At 70.1% G+C, this 13,351-nt stretch carries 12 protein-coding genes and 1 rRNA gene; 3 read left to right on the top strand and 10 right to left on the bottom strand.

The genetic code is table 11. The annotated features are described in order from the left end of the window. The 4 genes from AB0L29_RS09720 to thyX form a co-directional block, all read right to left on the bottom strand. Positions 1-71 (bottom strand): 16S ribosomal RNA (locus AB0L29_RS09720); the annotation flags it as partial. Between the two features lie 500 nt (positions 72-571). Beyond that, positions 572-2,257: a ribonuclease J gene (locus tag AB0L29_RS09715; RefSeq protein ID WP_365825143.1), complete on the bottom strand. Its 1,686-nt coding sequence runs from the start codon at positions 2,255-2,257 to the stop codon at positions 572-574. Between the two features lie 154 nt (positions 2,258-2,411). After that, positions 2,412-3,311: a 4-hydroxy-tetrahydrodipicolinate synthase gene (gene dapA / locus AB0L29_RS09710; protein ID WP_365825141.1), complete on the bottom strand. Its 900-nt coding sequence runs from the start codon at positions 3,309-3,311 to the stop codon at positions 2,412-2,414. A 209-nt stretch (positions 3,312-3,520) separates the two neighbouring features. Beyond that, positions 3,521-4,261: an FAD-dependent thymidylate synthase gene (gene thyX, locus AB0L29_RS09705; RefSeq protein WP_365825139.1), complete on the bottom strand. Its 741-nt coding sequence runs from the start codon at positions 4,259-4,261 to the stop codon at positions 3,521-3,523. A 175-nt stretch (positions 4,262-4,436) separates the two neighbouring features. Between thyX and AB0L29_RS09700 the strand changes: the two genes are divergently transcribed. Continuing rightward, positions 4,437-4,667, top strand: a complete 231-nt coding sequence (locus AB0L29_RS09700) for a hypothetical protein (RefSeq protein ID WP_365825137.1) — start codon at positions 4,437-4,439, stop codon at positions 4,665-4,667. 110 nt (positions 4,668-4,777) lie between these two features. Further along, entirely contained in the window at positions 4,778-5,332 is a 555-nt protein-coding gene (locus AB0L29_RS09695; RefSeq protein ID WP_365825135.1) for a hypothetical protein, read from the top strand. 72 nt (positions 5,333-5,404) lie between these two features. On the opposite strand, the gene AB0L29_RS09690 is transcribed toward AB0L29_RS09695, so the two are convergent. The 5 genes from AB0L29_RS09690 to rpsO all read right to left on the bottom strand — a co-directional run bounded on the left by AB0L29_RS09690 (position 5,405) and on the right by rpsO (position 10,915). After that, positions 5,405-5,857 (bottom strand): hypothetical protein, encoded by a 453-nt coding sequence (locus AB0L29_RS09690; RefSeq protein ID WP_365825133.1) that lies wholly within the window; start codon positions 5,855-5,857, stop codon positions 5,405-5,407. A 14-nt stretch (positions 5,858-5,871) separates the two neighbouring features. After that, positions 5,872-6,624: a 4-hydroxy-tetrahydrodipicolinate reductase gene (gene dapB, locus AB0L29_RS09685; protein ID WP_365825131.1), complete on the bottom strand. Its 753-nt coding sequence runs from the start codon at positions 6,622-6,624 to the stop codon at positions 5,872-5,874. Between the two features lie 25 nt (positions 6,625-6,649). Continuing rightward, positions 6,650-8,029: a pitrilysin family protein gene (locus AB0L29_RS09680; RefSeq protein WP_365825129.1), complete on the bottom strand. Its 1,380-nt coding sequence runs from the start codon at positions 8,027-8,029 to the stop codon at positions 6,650-6,652. Continuing rightward, positions 8,026-10,245 carry a polyribonucleotide nucleotidyltransferase gene (locus tag AB0L29_RS09675; RefSeq protein WP_365825127.1) on the bottom strand — a complete coding sequence of 740 codons (2,220 nt, stop codon included), beginning with the start codon at positions 10,243-10,245 and terminating at the stop codon, positions 8,026-8,028. Before AB0L29_RS09675 ends, AB0L29_RS09680 begins: the two co-directional genes overlap by 4 nt. A gap of 382 nt (positions 10,246-10,627) precedes the next feature. Beyond that, complete coding sequence (gene rpsO, locus AB0L29_RS09670) at positions 10,628-10,915, bottom strand: 30S ribosomal protein S15 (RefSeq protein WP_003997419.1); 288 nt, start codon at positions 10,913-10,915, stop codon at positions 10,628-10,630. A gap of 281 nt (positions 10,916-11,196) precedes the next feature. Here rpsO and AB0L29_RS09665 point away from each other — a divergent pair, with 281 nt between their 5' ends. Beyond that, positions 11,197-11,490, top strand: a complete 294-nt coding sequence (locus AB0L29_RS09665) for a DUF397 domain-containing protein (protein WP_365825125.1) — start codon at positions 11,197-11,199, stop codon at positions 11,488-11,490. Between the two features lie 88 nt (positions 11,491-11,578). Here AB0L29_RS09665 and eccD read toward each other — a convergent pair whose 3' ends face one another. Further along, positions 11,579-13,081 (bottom strand): type VII secretion integral membrane protein EccD, encoded by a 1,503-nt coding sequence (eccD, locus tag AB0L29_RS09660; protein ID WP_365825123.1) that lies wholly within the window; start codon positions 13,079-13,081, stop codon positions 11,579-11,581. Positions 13,082-13,351 lie beyond the last annotated feature (270 nt).

The raw sequence follows: 13,351 nt of genomic DNA, 5'->3' as shown, positions 1-13,351 counted from the left end.
CATCGTTCGACTTGCATGTGTTAAGCACGCCGCCAGCGTTCGTCCTGAGCCAGGATCAAACTCTCCGTGAATGCTTACCCGTGATCGGGTGACACATCACGAGAGCGGAACAGCCGAGCGGAATAGGCCCGGCCGTTCACAGCGTCCTCGCTGTGTTTTCTTCAAAGGAACCTCGCCCCGGCCGACCGGCCGGGAACGGGGTATCAACATATCTGGCGTTGACTTTTGGCACGCTGTTGAGTTCTCAAGGAACGGACGCTTCCTTCGTACTCACCCTCGCGGGCTTTCCTCCGGGCGCTTCCCTTCGGTCTTGCGTCTCCGACTCTACCAGATCTTTCCGATCCGATTTCCTCGGTGCTTTCCAGGTTCCCGCTTCCGCGTTTCCCTTTCCGGCGCTTCCGACTTTATCAGAGATTCTGAGTCGGAATTCCCGCTCCTCCGGAGGTCGCTCCGGCACACGAGGTGGCCGGGTTCCCGTCCGAGCGGAGTTGTAAACGTACTGGAGCGGGGCGCCGCGATGCAAATCGCGGCGCCCCGCTCCCGGTTCGCTCGGACGAGCGTCCGACGACCGTCAGACCTCGACCACCACGGGCAGGATCATCGGCCTGCGCCGGTACGTGTCCGACACCCACTTGCCCAGCGTGCGGCGCACCAGCTGCTGGAGCTGGTGGGGTTCGACGACGCCGTCCTGGGCCGAGCGCTCGAGCGACTCCGTGATCTTGGGGATCACGTCGCCGAAGGCGGAGTCCTCGATGCCCGAGCCGCGGGCCTGGATGTGCGGACCACCGGTGATCTTGCCGGTGGACGAGTCGATGACCACGAAGACCGAGATGATGCCCTCGTCGCCGAGGATCTTGCGGTCCTTCAGCGCCGGCTCGCCGACGTCACCGACGGAGAGGCCGTCGACGTAGACGTATCCCGCCTTGACCTTGCCGGAGATCTTGGCCTTGCCCTCGATCAGGTCGACGGCCACGCCGTCCTCGGCGATGACGATGCGGTCGTGCGGGACGCCGGTGAGGGCGCCCAGCTCGGCGTTGGCGCGCAGGTGGCGCCATTCGCCGTGCACCGGCATCAGGTTCCTCGGGCGGCAGATGTTGTAGAAGTACAGCAGCTCGCCGGCCGAGGCGTGGCCCGAGACGTGCACCTTGGCGTTGCCCTTGTGGATGACGTTCGCGCCCCAGCGGGTCAAGCCGTTGATCACGCGGTAGACCGCGTTCTCGTTGCCGGGGATCAGCGACGAGGCCAGGATCACCGTGTCGCCGTCGACGATGCGGATCTGGTGGTCCCGGTTGGCCATGCGGGACAGGGCCGCCATGGGTTCGCCCTGCGAGCCCGTGCAGACGAGGACCACCTCATGGTCGGGGAGGTCGTCGAGGGTCTTGACGTCGACGACCAGGCCCGGCGGGACCTTCAGGTAGCCGAGGTCGCGGGCGATGCCCATGTTGCGGACCATGGAACGGCCCACGAAGGCGACCCGGCGGCCGTACTCGTGCGCCGCGTCCAGGATCTGCTGGATGCGGTGGACGTGGCTGGCGAAGCTGGCCACGATGATCCGCTTGCGGGCGCCGGCGAACACCTGGCGCAGGACGTTGGAGATGTCCCGCTCGTGCGGGGTGAAGCCGGGGACCTCGGCGTTCGTGGAGTCGGAAAGGAGGAGGTCGATGCCCTCCTCGCTCAGCCGCGCGAACGCGTGGAGGTCCGTGAGGCGGTTGTCCAGCGGGAGCTGGTCCATCTTGAAGTCGCCGGTGTGGACCACCATGCCCGCGGGGGTGCGGATGGCGACGGCCAGCGCGTCGGGGATGGAGTGGTTGACCGCGACGAACTCGCAGTCGAAGGGGCCGATGCGCTCGCGGTGTCCCTCCGCCACCTCCAGGGTGTACGGGCGGATGCGGTGCTCCTGGAGCTTGGCCTCGATGAGGGCGAGGGTCAGCTTGGAGCCGATCAGCGGGATGTCCGCCTTCTCGCGCAGCAGGTAGGGGACGCCGCCGATGTGGTCCTCGTGGCCGTGGGTGAGGACGATGCCCTCGATGTCGTCGAGGCGGTCCCGGATGGACGAGAAGTCCGGCAGGATCAGGTCGATTCCGGGCTGCTCCTCCTCGGGGAAGAGGACTCCGCAGTCGACGATCAGCAGACGGCCGCCGTACTCGAAGACCGTCATGTTCCGGCCGATCTCGCCGAGGCCGCCGAGCGGGGTGACCCGCAGGCCGCCTTCGGGGAGCGGCGGGGGCGAGCCGAGTTCAGGGTGCGGATGACTCAAAAGACTCTCCTCACCACGCGCGCCACGTACCGGTAGGGCACGTGGCGCGCGTGACGTTCGTGCAGAAGCAGTTGTCATGTGGGGCGCAGGCACCGGTGGCCTGCTTATTCAGTTGTGGAGTCCGCGTGCGCGAGCGGTCGCGCGAAGTCTGTTGTCAGAGCTGTACCCCGCCGGCGGCAAGATCGATCTTGAGCTGCTCGATCTCCTCCGGCGTGCACGCGACCATGGGCGCGCGCAGCGGTCCGGCGGGCAGTCCCTGCAGGGCGAGCGCCGCCTTCGTGGTCATCACGCCCTGGGTGCGGAACACGCCCGTGTAGACCGGGAGCAGCTTCTGGTGGATCTCGGTCGCCTTCTGGACGTCGCCCGAGGTGTACGCGTCGACCAGGGCGCGCAGCTCGGGGGTGACCAGGTGGCCGACGACCGAGACGAAGCCGACCGCGCCCACCGAGAGCAGCGGCAGGTTCAGCATGTCGTCGCCGGAGTACCAGGCGAGGCCGGAGCGGGCGATGGCCCAGCTGGCGCGGCCGAGGTCGCCCTTGGCGTCCTTGTTGGCGACGATCCGGGGGTGCTCGGCGAGGCGGACGAGCGTCTCGGTGTTGATGGGGACGCCGCTGCGGCCGGGGATGTCGTAGAGCATGACCGGCAGCTCGGTGGCGTCGGCGATGGCCGAGAAGTGACGGCGGAGGCCCTCCTGCGGGGGCTTGTTGTAGTAGGGCGTGACGACCAGCAGGCCGTGTGCGCCGGCGCGCTCGGCCGCACGGGCGAGCTCGATGCTGTGGTGGGTGTCGTTGGTGCCGACGCCGGCCACGACGTGGGCGCGGTCGCCGACCGCCTCCAGGACCGCCCGTACGAGGTCCGATTTCTCCGCGTCGCTGGTGGTGGGGGACTCGCCGGTGGTGCCGTTGACGATCAGGCCGTCGTTGCCTGCGTCCACCAGGTGCGCGGCGAGCCGCTGTGCGCCGTCGAGATCGAGTGCGCCGTCCGCCGTGAAGGGCGTGACCATGGCGGTGAGGACCCGCCCGAAGGGGGTCTGCGGAGTGGAGGTCGGAGCCATGGGTTACACGCTACTCGTTGCTCAGGAGGGGTCTGCCCTCGGGGCGGGCGGCAAGTCGTGACAAAGGGGGAGCCCGGCACTGCCTGCTCGGGGGTTCAAGCAGTGCCGGACCCGTTTGATCAGGCTAGATGAACTTCGCCAAATGCCGCAATACGGACACTTCCTGCGGCTGACACGTACATCCGTGCCCGTGGGGGAACGCAGTTGCGCTACGGCGCCACCCGTCCGTTCGCGTTGAAGGCGGCGTAGGTGAGCGGCATGAGCCTGGCCCACTCGGCCTCCATCCTCTCGCCGACCATCTCGATCTCCCGCTGCGGGAAGGAGGGGACCTTGGCCAGCTCGTGCTGGGTGCGCAGACCGAGGAAGTGCATCAGGGAGCGGGCATTGCAGGTGGCGTACATCGAGGAGTACAGGCCGACGGGGAGGACCGAGCGGGCGACCTCGCGGGCGACGCCGGCGGCGAGCATCTCCCGGTAGGCCTCGTACGACTGCCGGTAGGAGTCCTCCATGGCGCGGGCGACCAGTTCCTGCTGGGCCGCGGTGCCCTCGACGAACCGGTACTTGCCCGGGCGGCCCTCCTGGACCAGCTTGCGGGACTCGTCCGGGACGTAGAAGACCGGCTGGAGCTCGCGGTAGCGGCCGGACTCCTCGTTGTACGACCAGCCCACGCGGTGCCGCATGAACTCGCGGAAGACGAAGATCGGGGCGCTGATGAAGAAGGTCATCGAGTTGTGCTCGAAGGGGCTGCCGTGCCGGTCCCGCATCAGGTAGTTGATCAGGCCCTTGGAGCGCTCCGGGTCCTTGTTCAGCTCGTCCAGGGACTGCTCGCCGATCGTCGATACGCGGGCGGCGAACAGGACGTCCGCGTCGGAGGCGGTGTGCTTGACCAGCTCGACGGTGACGTCGCTGCGGAAGCTGGGCTTGAGGTCGTCGGCGGGGGTGTCGGTCACGGTTGGCAGGGCCTTCCCATCTCGTCTCTTGACGACCGCCACTCTACGACCCGCCAAACGGTGCGTTCGGACCCGTGCCGTTGTGAAGTCGGTGAAACAGGGCACCTTCGGGGGAGGCCGTTCGTCCTTACCGATGACCGTGTTCCGTCCGTCCCGGAAGGGGGCCGCAGACCCGATGCTCCGTCGGCGCGAACCCGTCCCGTTCGCCTTCCTCGCCGAAGCCGACAGGTTCCGCAGCAACGTCACTCCCCCGCCCCGCGAGCGGGCGTCCGTCGGCCGGCTGGCCGGGCGCTGGCTGCTGGGCCTCACCATCGTCGCCGGTCTCGTGGGATCCCTGGTCCTCGGGATGCCCGCGCTGTCCCTCGATCACCCGGCCCCGCAGTCCCGGGCGTCCGGCGGGCGCTGAGCCGTCACGGGGCGGTACTGACTCATCCGGGCCCCGACAGTGGTGACCGGGGACACGGATCGGTAGCCTCACCGGGCACAGCACCTGCACGGATCGAGTGAGGACCAGTCGTGCCCCTGCCCTTCCTGACGGCCGACCGCGCTTTCGAGAGCGCGGAGGATGTCCCGCTGCCGCACGACGACCGGGACCGCTGGCGGCGCCCCTACCGTCCCGGGCCGTGGCGGGTGGGAGCGGCGGCGATCGCGCTGCTGCTCGCCTCGTTCGTGCTGTTCGCAGCGGTGATCATCGCGGCGACGGCCTCGGTGTCGTCGGCCGGTGCGGTCTTCGGCATCGCGCTGGCCGTCATCGTGTGCGCCCTGCGCCTGCTGCGCGTGGGCGTGTGGGTCAGCGGCCGGGGGCTGCGGCACGTGAGTTTCCTCAGCACGCGGACGGCGCCCTGGGAGGAGGTCGTGTCCGTGCGTACGGTGCAGCGGCCGGTGCGCTGGCTGGGACTGCCGCGGACGGTGCAGGGACAGGCGCTGCTCCTCGTACGGCGGGGGCGTGCGGCCGACGGCCTGCCGCCGCTGCTGACCACGCACGACGCGGACTTCCTGGCGCGGTCGGCGGCGTTCGACCGGGCGGCCGACACGCTGGAGGCGTGGGCCGCGGAGAACGGGCGCGGCTGAGCCCGCCGCTTCCGGGAGCGACGCGAAGGGGCCGGTCCGCGGCGGTGCGGGCCGGCCCCTTCGGCGTACGGCTCAGACCTCGGCCTGTTTGCCGTCGTGCAGGGCGATCGCGCGTTGCATGGCCCTGCGGGCGCGCGGGGTGTCGCGGGCGTCGTGGTAGGCGACGGCGAGGCGGAACCAGTTGCGCCAGTCGTCGGGGGCCGCTTCCGTCTCGGCCTTGCGCCTGGCGAAGACCTCGTCGGCCGAGTCGCGGTCGATCCGGCCGCTGGGGGTGCGTTCGAGCTCGTCGACGGGCAGGCCGCCCTCGGCGTCGAGTTCGGCGGCGAGCTGGTTGGCCTTGCGGACGAACTGGGTGTTCTTCCACAGGAACCAGAGTCCGATGACCGGCAGGACCAGCACCGCGATGCCGAAGGTGACGGTCAGCGGGGTGCCGGTCTCGATGAGCAGGACGCCGCGGCTGCCGACCAGGACGAAGTAGACGACCAGGACGGCGGCCGTGACGGCGTAGGAGATCTTCGCGCGCATGACGGATCAGGAACTCAGTTCAGGTCCAGGAAGTGCTCCAGGCCGAAGGTGAGGCCCGCAGTGGTCACCACCCGGCGCACGCCGAGCAGGATGCCCGGCATGAAGCTGCTGTGGTGCAGGGAGTCGTGCCGCACGGTGAGGGTCTCGCCCTCGCCTCCCAGCAGCACCTCCTGGTGGGCGAGCAGGCCGCGCAGGCGGACCGCGTGGACGGGGATCCCGTCCACGCTGGCGCCCCGCGCGCCCTCCAGCGCCGTCACCGTGGCGTCCGGAGCGGGGGCCGAGCCCGCCTTCGCGCGCGCCTCGGCGATGAGCTGGGCCGTGCGCGTGGCGGTGCCGGACGGGGCGTCCACCTTGTTGGGGTGGTGCAGCTCGACGACCTCGACGGACTCGAAGTACGGCGCGGCGATCTGCGCGAACTTCATGGTCAGCACGGCCCCGATGGAGAAGTTCGGCGCGATGAGCACACCGGTCTGCGGGGACTGGGCCAGCCAGCCCTTCAGCTGCGCGAGGCGGTCGTCGGTCCAGCCGGTCGTCCCGACGACCGCGTGGATGCCGTGGCGTACGCAGAAGTCGAGGTTGCCCATCACCGAGGCGGGGGTGGTCAGCTCGACGGCGACCTCGGCGCCGGTCTCGGCCAGGGTCTCCAGTTTGTCGCCCCGGCCGAGGGCGGCGACCAGTTCCATGTCCTCGGCGGCCTCGACGGCTCGTACCGCCTCCGAACCGATCCGGCCCCTGGCGCCCAGGACCGCCACGCGCAGCTTGCTCATCTCTTGTGCTTCCTTACCGGAGGGATTAGGCGACGGCGTCGTGCAGACGGGCCGCCTGCTTGTCCTTCAGCGGGCCGATGACCGACAGCGAGGGCCGCCGCCCCAGGATCTCGCGGGCGACCGAGCGGACGTCGTCCGGGGTGACCGCGGCCATCCGGGCCAGCATGTCGTCGACGGACATCTGCTCGCCCCAGCACAGCTCGCTCTTGCCGATGCGGTTCATCAGCGCGCCCGTGTCCTCCAGGCCGAGGACCGTGGAGCCCTGGAGCTGGCCGATGGCCCGCCCTATCTCGTCGTCCGTCAGACCGTGCTCGGCGACGTGGTCGAGTTCGTCGCGGCAGATCTTCAGCACGTCGTGCACCTGGCTCGGGCGGCAGCCCGCGTACACGCCGAACAGGCCGCAGTCGGCGAAGCCGGAGGTGTACGAGTACACGCTGTAGGCCAGACCGCGCTTTTCGCGGACCTCCTGGAAGAGCCGGGAGGACATGCCGCCGCCGAGGGCGGTGTTCAGCACGCCGAGGGCCCAGCGGCGTTCGTCCGTGCGGGCCAGGCCCGGCATGCCGAGGACGATGTGCGCCTGCTCGGTCCTGCGGTCGACCAGCTCGACGCGGCCCGCGGTGCGCAGGGCCCGGTTGCCGCCGCGCGGGGCGACGGGCTCGGCTTCGGGGTTCTTGAAGGCGCCCGCCTTCTCGAAGGCCGCGCGGACCTGGCGCACGACCTCGCCGTGGTCGATGTTGCCCGCGCAGGCGACCACGAGGTGGGTCGGGTCGTAGTGCTTCCTGTAGAAGCGGCGGATGCGGTCGGCGGTGAGGGCGTTGACGGTGTCGACGGTGCCCAGGACCGGGCGGCCGAGGGGGGTGTCGCCGAACATCGTGTGCGCGAACAGGTCGTGCACGCAGTCGCCCGGGTCGTCCTCGGTCATCGCGATCTCTTCGAGGATGGCGCCGCGCTCGACGTCGACGTCCTCCTCCAGGATGAGGGAGCCCGTCAGCATGTCGCAGACGACGTCGATGGCGAGCGGCAGGTCGGTGTCGAGCACGCGCGCGTAGTAGCACGTGTACTCCTTCGCCGTGAACGCGTTCATCTCGCCGCCGACCGCGTCGATGGCGGAGGAGATGTCCAGGGCGGACCTGCGGGTGGTGCCCTTGAAGAGCAGGTGCTCCAGGTAGTGCGTGGCACCGTTCAGGGCCGGGGTCTCGTCGCGGGAGCCGACGTGCGCCCAGATGCCGAAGGTGGCGGAGCGGACCGAGGGCAGCGTCTCGGTGACGATGCGCAGGCCACCGGGGAGGGTGGTCCTGCGGACCGTGCCGATGCCGCCGGTGCCCTCGATCAGGGTTTGGGTACGGGCGACGGCCCGCTCCTCCGAGGAGGTGCGGGCCGTCGCCTTCGAGCCGGGGGACGTCACTGGTCGGCGTCGTCCTTCTTGTCCTCGTCGCCTTCCTCGCCCTCGATCACGGGAACGAGGGAGAGCTTGCCTCGGGAGTCGATCTCGGCGATCTCGACCTGGACCTTCTGGCCCACGCCGAGCACGTCCTCGACGTTCTCCACGCGCTTGCCGCCGGCCAGCTTGCGGATCTGCGAGATGTGCAGCAGACCGTCCTTGCCGGGCAGCAGGGAGACGAACGCACCGAAGGTGGTCGTCTTGACGACCGTGCCGAGGTAGCGCTCGCCGACCTCGGGCATGGTCGGGTTGGCGATGGAGTTGATCGCCGTACGGGCGGCCTCCGCCGAGGGGCCGTCGGCGGCACCGATGTAGATCGTGCCGTCGTCCTCGATGGTGATCTCGGCGCCCGTGTCCTCCTGGATCTGGTTGATCATCTTGCCCTTGGGGCCGATGACCTCACCGATCTTGTCGACCGGGATCTTCACGGTGATGATCCGCGGCGCGTTCGGGGACATCTCGTCCGGCGTGTCGATCGCTTCCATCATCACGTCGAGGATGTGGAGGCGGGCGTCGCGGGCCTGCTTGAGGGCCGCGGCCAGGACGGAGGCCGGGATGCCGTCCAGCTTGGTGTCGAGCTGGAGGGCGGTCACGAAGTCCTTGGTGCCGGCGACCTTGAAGTCCATGTCGCCGAAGGCGTCCTCGGCACCGAGGATGTCGGTGAGGGTGACGTAGTGCGTCTCGCCCTCGATCTCCTGCGAGATCAGGCCCATGGCGATACCGGCGACCGGGGCCTTGAGCGGCACACCGGCGTTCAGCAGCGACATGGTGGAGGCGCAGACCGAGCCCATGGAGGTCGAGCCGTTCGAGCTGAGCGCCTCGGAGACCTGGCGGATCGCGTAGGGGAACTCCTCGCGCGTCGGCAGGACCGGGATCAGGGCGCGCTCGGCGAGGGCGCCGTGGCCGATCTCGCGGCGCTTGGGGGAGCCGACGCGGCCGGTCTCGCCGGTGGAGTACGGCGGGAAGTTGTAGTTGTGCATGTAGCGCTTGCGGGTCACCGGGGAGAGGGTGTCCAGCTGCTGCTCCATGCGGAGCATGTTGAGGGTGGTGACGCCCAGGATCTGGGTCTCGCCACGCTCGAACACGGCGGAGCCGTGGACCCGCGGGATGGCCTCGACCTCGGCGGCCAGGGTGCGGATGTCCGTCAGCCCGCGGCCGTCGATGCGCTTCTTCTCCTTGATCACGCGCTCGCGGACCAGCTGCTTGGTGAGCGAGCGGTAGGCGGCGGAGATCTCCTTCTCGCGGCCCTCGAACTCCGGCAGGAGCTTCTCGGCGGCGAGCTGCTTGACGCGGTCCAGCTCCGCCTCGCGCTCCTGCTTGCCGGCGATGGTGAGCGCCTGGGCGAGCTCGGGGCGGACGGCGGCGGTCAGCGCCTCGAACACGTCGTCCTGGTAGTCCAGGAAGATCGGGAACTCGGCGGTGGGCTTGGCGGCCTTGGACGCGAGGTCCGACTGGGCCCTGCACAGCACCTTGATGAAGGGCTTCGCGGCTTCCAGACCGGCGGCGACGACCTCCTCGGTGGGCGCCTCGGCGCCGCCCTCGATCAGCTTGATCGTCTTCTCGGTGGCCTCGGCCTCGACCATCATGATCGCGACGTCGCCGTCCTCCAGGACGCGGCCCGCGACGACCATGTCGAAGACGGCGTCCTCGAGCTCGGTGTGGGTCGGGAAGGCCACCCACTGGCCGCGGATCAGCGCGACGCGGACGCCGCCGATCGGGCCGGAGAAGGGCAGGCCGGCCAGCTGCGTGGACGCGGACGCGGCGTTGATCGCCACGACGTCGTACAGGTGGTCGGGGTTGAGCGCCATGATCGTGGCGACGACCTGGATCTCGTTGCGCAGGCCCTTCTTGAAGGACGGGCGCAGCGGGCGGTCGATGAGGCGGCAGGTGAGGATCGCGTCCTCGGAGGGGCGGCCCTCACGGCGGAAGAAGCTGCCGGGGATCTTGCCGGCGGCGTACATCCGCTCCTCGACGTCGACCGTCAGCGGGAAGAAGTCGAGCTGGTCCTTGGGGTTCTTGGAGGCGGTGGTGGCCGACAGCACCATGGTGTCGTCGTCCAGGTACGCCACGGCGGAGCCGGCGGCCTGCTTGGCCAGGCGGCCCGTCTCGAAGCGGATGGTGCGGGTGCCGAAGGTGCCGTTGTCGATGACGGCCTCGGCGTAGTGGGTCTCGTTCTCCACTAGCGTTTTCTCCGTTACTTGTCGTCTTTCGTCCCTCCTTGCCCGTGTGGCAGGGGGACGGTGGCGGAGAAGCGCTCCGTCTGGTGCGGGCCGGTCTTCGATCGAAGCTCCCGGGACTCGTTCGCCCGGGGGCCACTACCGAGGACCGGCGGCGGCGAGGTGCGCTTCTCCTCGTTCTTTCTCGTTGCTTCCGTGGTTCTTCCGTCGTGCGACGTTCGTCGTCCGACGTCCGTGGTGACGCATACCCGGAACGGGCCTGGTCATCACGCTGAGCCGTGCTCACTGCGTTGTGCTACCACACTACAAAGCCGCGGTGACACTGCGCACGTACAGCAAAGGGAGCGGCCCCCTTTCTCCAGGGAACCGCTCCCTTCACGGCGTCTTACTTGGCGCCCGCCGCACCGCGGCGGATGCCGAGGCGGTCGACCAGCGCACGGAAGCGCTGGATGTCCTTCTTGGCGAGGTACTGCAGCAGCCGGCGGCGCTGACCGACCAGGATCAGCAGACCGCGGCGGGAGTGGTGGTCGTGCTTGTGGGTCTTGAGGTGCTCGGTCAGGTCGGAGATCCGACGGGACAGCAGAGCGACCTGGACCTCGGGGGAGCCGGTGTCACCCTCCTTGGTACCGAACTCGGCGATGATCTGCTTCTTCGTGGCGGCGTCGAGCGACACGCGTACTCCTCATGGTCTGTGAGTGGCCACCGAGTGCCCCCGGTCCACTTCTCGGGGGAACTTCCGCAACTCGGGAGGCGGGGATCCGCTGGGCGCGGCCTCCAGAACGATGGGCTCCGGAGGTGCGTACACAAACGGCCGTCACTCAGGGTACCAGGCAGCGGAGGGCGCCTCCGCCTCGGTCCGCGAACCGCCCGGAGGGGAGGCAGAGGGCCACTAGGGTGAGCGCTCGGACGGTCCGTCCGTCGGAGAAGTCGATGAAAAAGGGGGTCGCTGCGGCCATGGCGGAGACGGCAGAGGAGATCAAGGCGCGCAAGGAGCGGGAGCGGGACGAGTTGTACGCCCTCGACATCTCCGGCGTCGAGTGGCACTGCGCGCCCGGGACCGAGGAGCACGAGGAGCGGGTCGAGATCGCCTACCTCCCCGGCGGGGCCGTGGCCATGCGGTCGTCCCTCGACCCGGACACGGTGCTGCGCTACACGGAGGCGGAGTGGCGGGCGTTCGTGCTGGGCGCGCGGGACGGCGAGTTCGACCTGGAGCCCGCGCCGCACGACGGGGAGTCCGCCTCCGGATGAGGCGACGGACGGGCGGCACGCGTGCGTGCCGCCCGTCCGTCGTTCCGGCGAAGGCCCTCCGCGACGCCGCGCTTCCCGGGTCCGTCGGTCAGTTGCCGGTCATCGACCGGGCCGCCGCGTACACGTCGAACACGGCGAGCGCCAGGGGTACCAGGGTCAGGAGGACGAAGGCCTCGGCGATCTCCATGAAGCGGCCCCAGAAGGGCGTGACGCCGCGGCGCGGGACGATCAGGCCGATCGCGGTGACCAGGGTGGCGGTCGCGGCGACCGCCGCCGCCAGCCATACGCTGCGGATGTCCAGGGCGGTGGCGTCGCCCTGCAGCGCGTCGCGCCAGTACCCCGCCGGAGGGTTCAGGGCGAGTCCGAGGCCGAGGAAGACCAGGCACGCCAGACCGGCGGCCAGCGTGGCGCCGACCTGGGCGGTGTAGCGGAACAGATGGGCCCGCATCAGCATCGCGACGCCGGTGGCCAGGGCGAGAAGCTGCGCCCAGACGTTGCTGGAGAAGCCGAGGACGATCGCCGCGCCCACCGAGACGAGCGCGCAGCCGCCGACCAGCCCCACGAGCAGTTCGTGGCCGCGGCGCACCTGGGCGGCGATGCGCTCGGTGTCGACGGGCTCCTGGGTGACCGGCTCGTCGGTCGCGTAGCCGCGCGCGGGGTTCGGCGGTTCGAAGCCGATGGGCAGCCGGGCGAAGCGCATGGACAGGCCCGGCAGGAAGGCCAGGGCGCACACCGAGAGGGGGGCGCAGACCGCGGCCGTCTCCAGGGGGCTGAAATCCGCCAGCATCGCGATGAAGGTGGTGAGCAGGCCGATCGTGGAGGCGAAGACGAAGGCCACGAAGGGGCTGTCGCCACCCGGCGAGACGAGGGTCAGCACGACGGAGGCGACCAGGACCGCCGCGCAGGCGAGGAGGAACTGGAGCCGCCCGATGCCCTGTCCCTCGGCGAGCGGCACCAGGCCCGAGCCGGCGACGGCGACGTTCGGGAGGGCGCCGAGTCCCAGGGCGACCGCGGAGCCGCGATCGGCGTACACGCGCGCGCGGACGCACGCGAAGGTCGTCAGCAGGACCCCGGCGACCGCGGCGAGGATGCCCTGGAGGCCGTGCATGTCGTGACGGATCTGGGAGCTCCAGGCCACGAAGGCGAGCAGCACGGGCAGCGTGCCGCCCGCGACGAGCCCGGCCACGCGCGTGAGTTCGCCGTTCCACAGGGTGCGGTCACGGGTGACGGCGGAGGCCACCGCCTCGGAGACGTCGTCGTGGACCGCGGGCGGCAGCGACTCGGAGAACGGCCGCAGCGTGAGGAGTTCCCCGTCCAGGATGCGCTGGGCCGCGAAGGAGCGGGCGCTGTCCAGGACGGTGCCGTCCCGGCGTACGAGGTGGTAGCCGACCGGGGCCCCCTCCTCGGGGCTCTGCCGGGAGAACCTCAGGATCTCCGGGTACAGGTCGGCGACCGGTACGTCGTCGGGCAGCGCCACGTCGATGCGGCTGTCGGGCGCCACTATGGTGACCCGGCAGAAGCCGAACCCGGAAGGGGCTCCGGTGCCCGGTCCGCCGGTCGTGCCGGCCGGCGCGGAGGCCGTCGTACTCACCTGCTGTTCCCCCTCGTCGGTGAGGCGGGCGGGCGTGTCGTCGCCTCGCCCGTCCTGTAAGGATCCTGTGTTCGTCGTGCCGCGCCACCGCCTGCCGCGGCCGACCGGCGTCCCGGCAGGCGGGAAGCGCCGTACCGAACGTTGCACATTGCCGGTTTTCCCCCGGCCGATTCGCACCTGCTCACATGTCTCACGGGCACCCTACCGCCCGCCGTTGTCCGTGGTTGTCAGTAGGATCGCGGTTCACGATCGACGTTCGCCGGGCACGGG

Source organism: Streptomyces sp. NPDC052701 (assembly GCF_040678355.1).
Taxonomy (GTDB): domain Bacteria; phylum Actinomycetota; class Actinomycetes; order Streptomycetales; family Streptomycetaceae; genus Streptomyces.
This window is presented reverse-complemented; position numbering and strand designations above follow the sequence as displayed.

Bases quoted from the DNA above. Each gene is read 5' to 3' on its own strand.
- dapB (WP_365825131.1), bottom strand. From the start codon at position 6,624: ATGAGCAAGCTGCGCGTGGCGGTCCTGGGCGCCAGGGGCCGGATCGGT.
- AB0L29_RS09690 (WP_365825133.1), bottom strand. From the start codon at position 5,857: ATGCGCGCGAAGATCTCCTACGCCGTCACGGCCGCCGTCCTGGTCGTC.
- AB0L29_RS09665 (WP_365825125.1), top strand. From the start codon at position 11,197: ATGGCGGAGACGGCAGAGGAGATCAAGGCGCGCAAGGAGCGGGAGCGG.
- dapA (WP_365825141.1), bottom strand. From the start codon at position 3,311: ATGGCTCCGACCTCCACTCCGCAGACCCCCTTCGGGCGGGTCCTCACC.
- AB0L29_RS09700 (WP_365825137.1), top strand. From the start codon at position 4,437: ATGCTCCGTCGGCGCGAACCCGTCCCGTTCGCCTTCCTCGCCGAAGCC.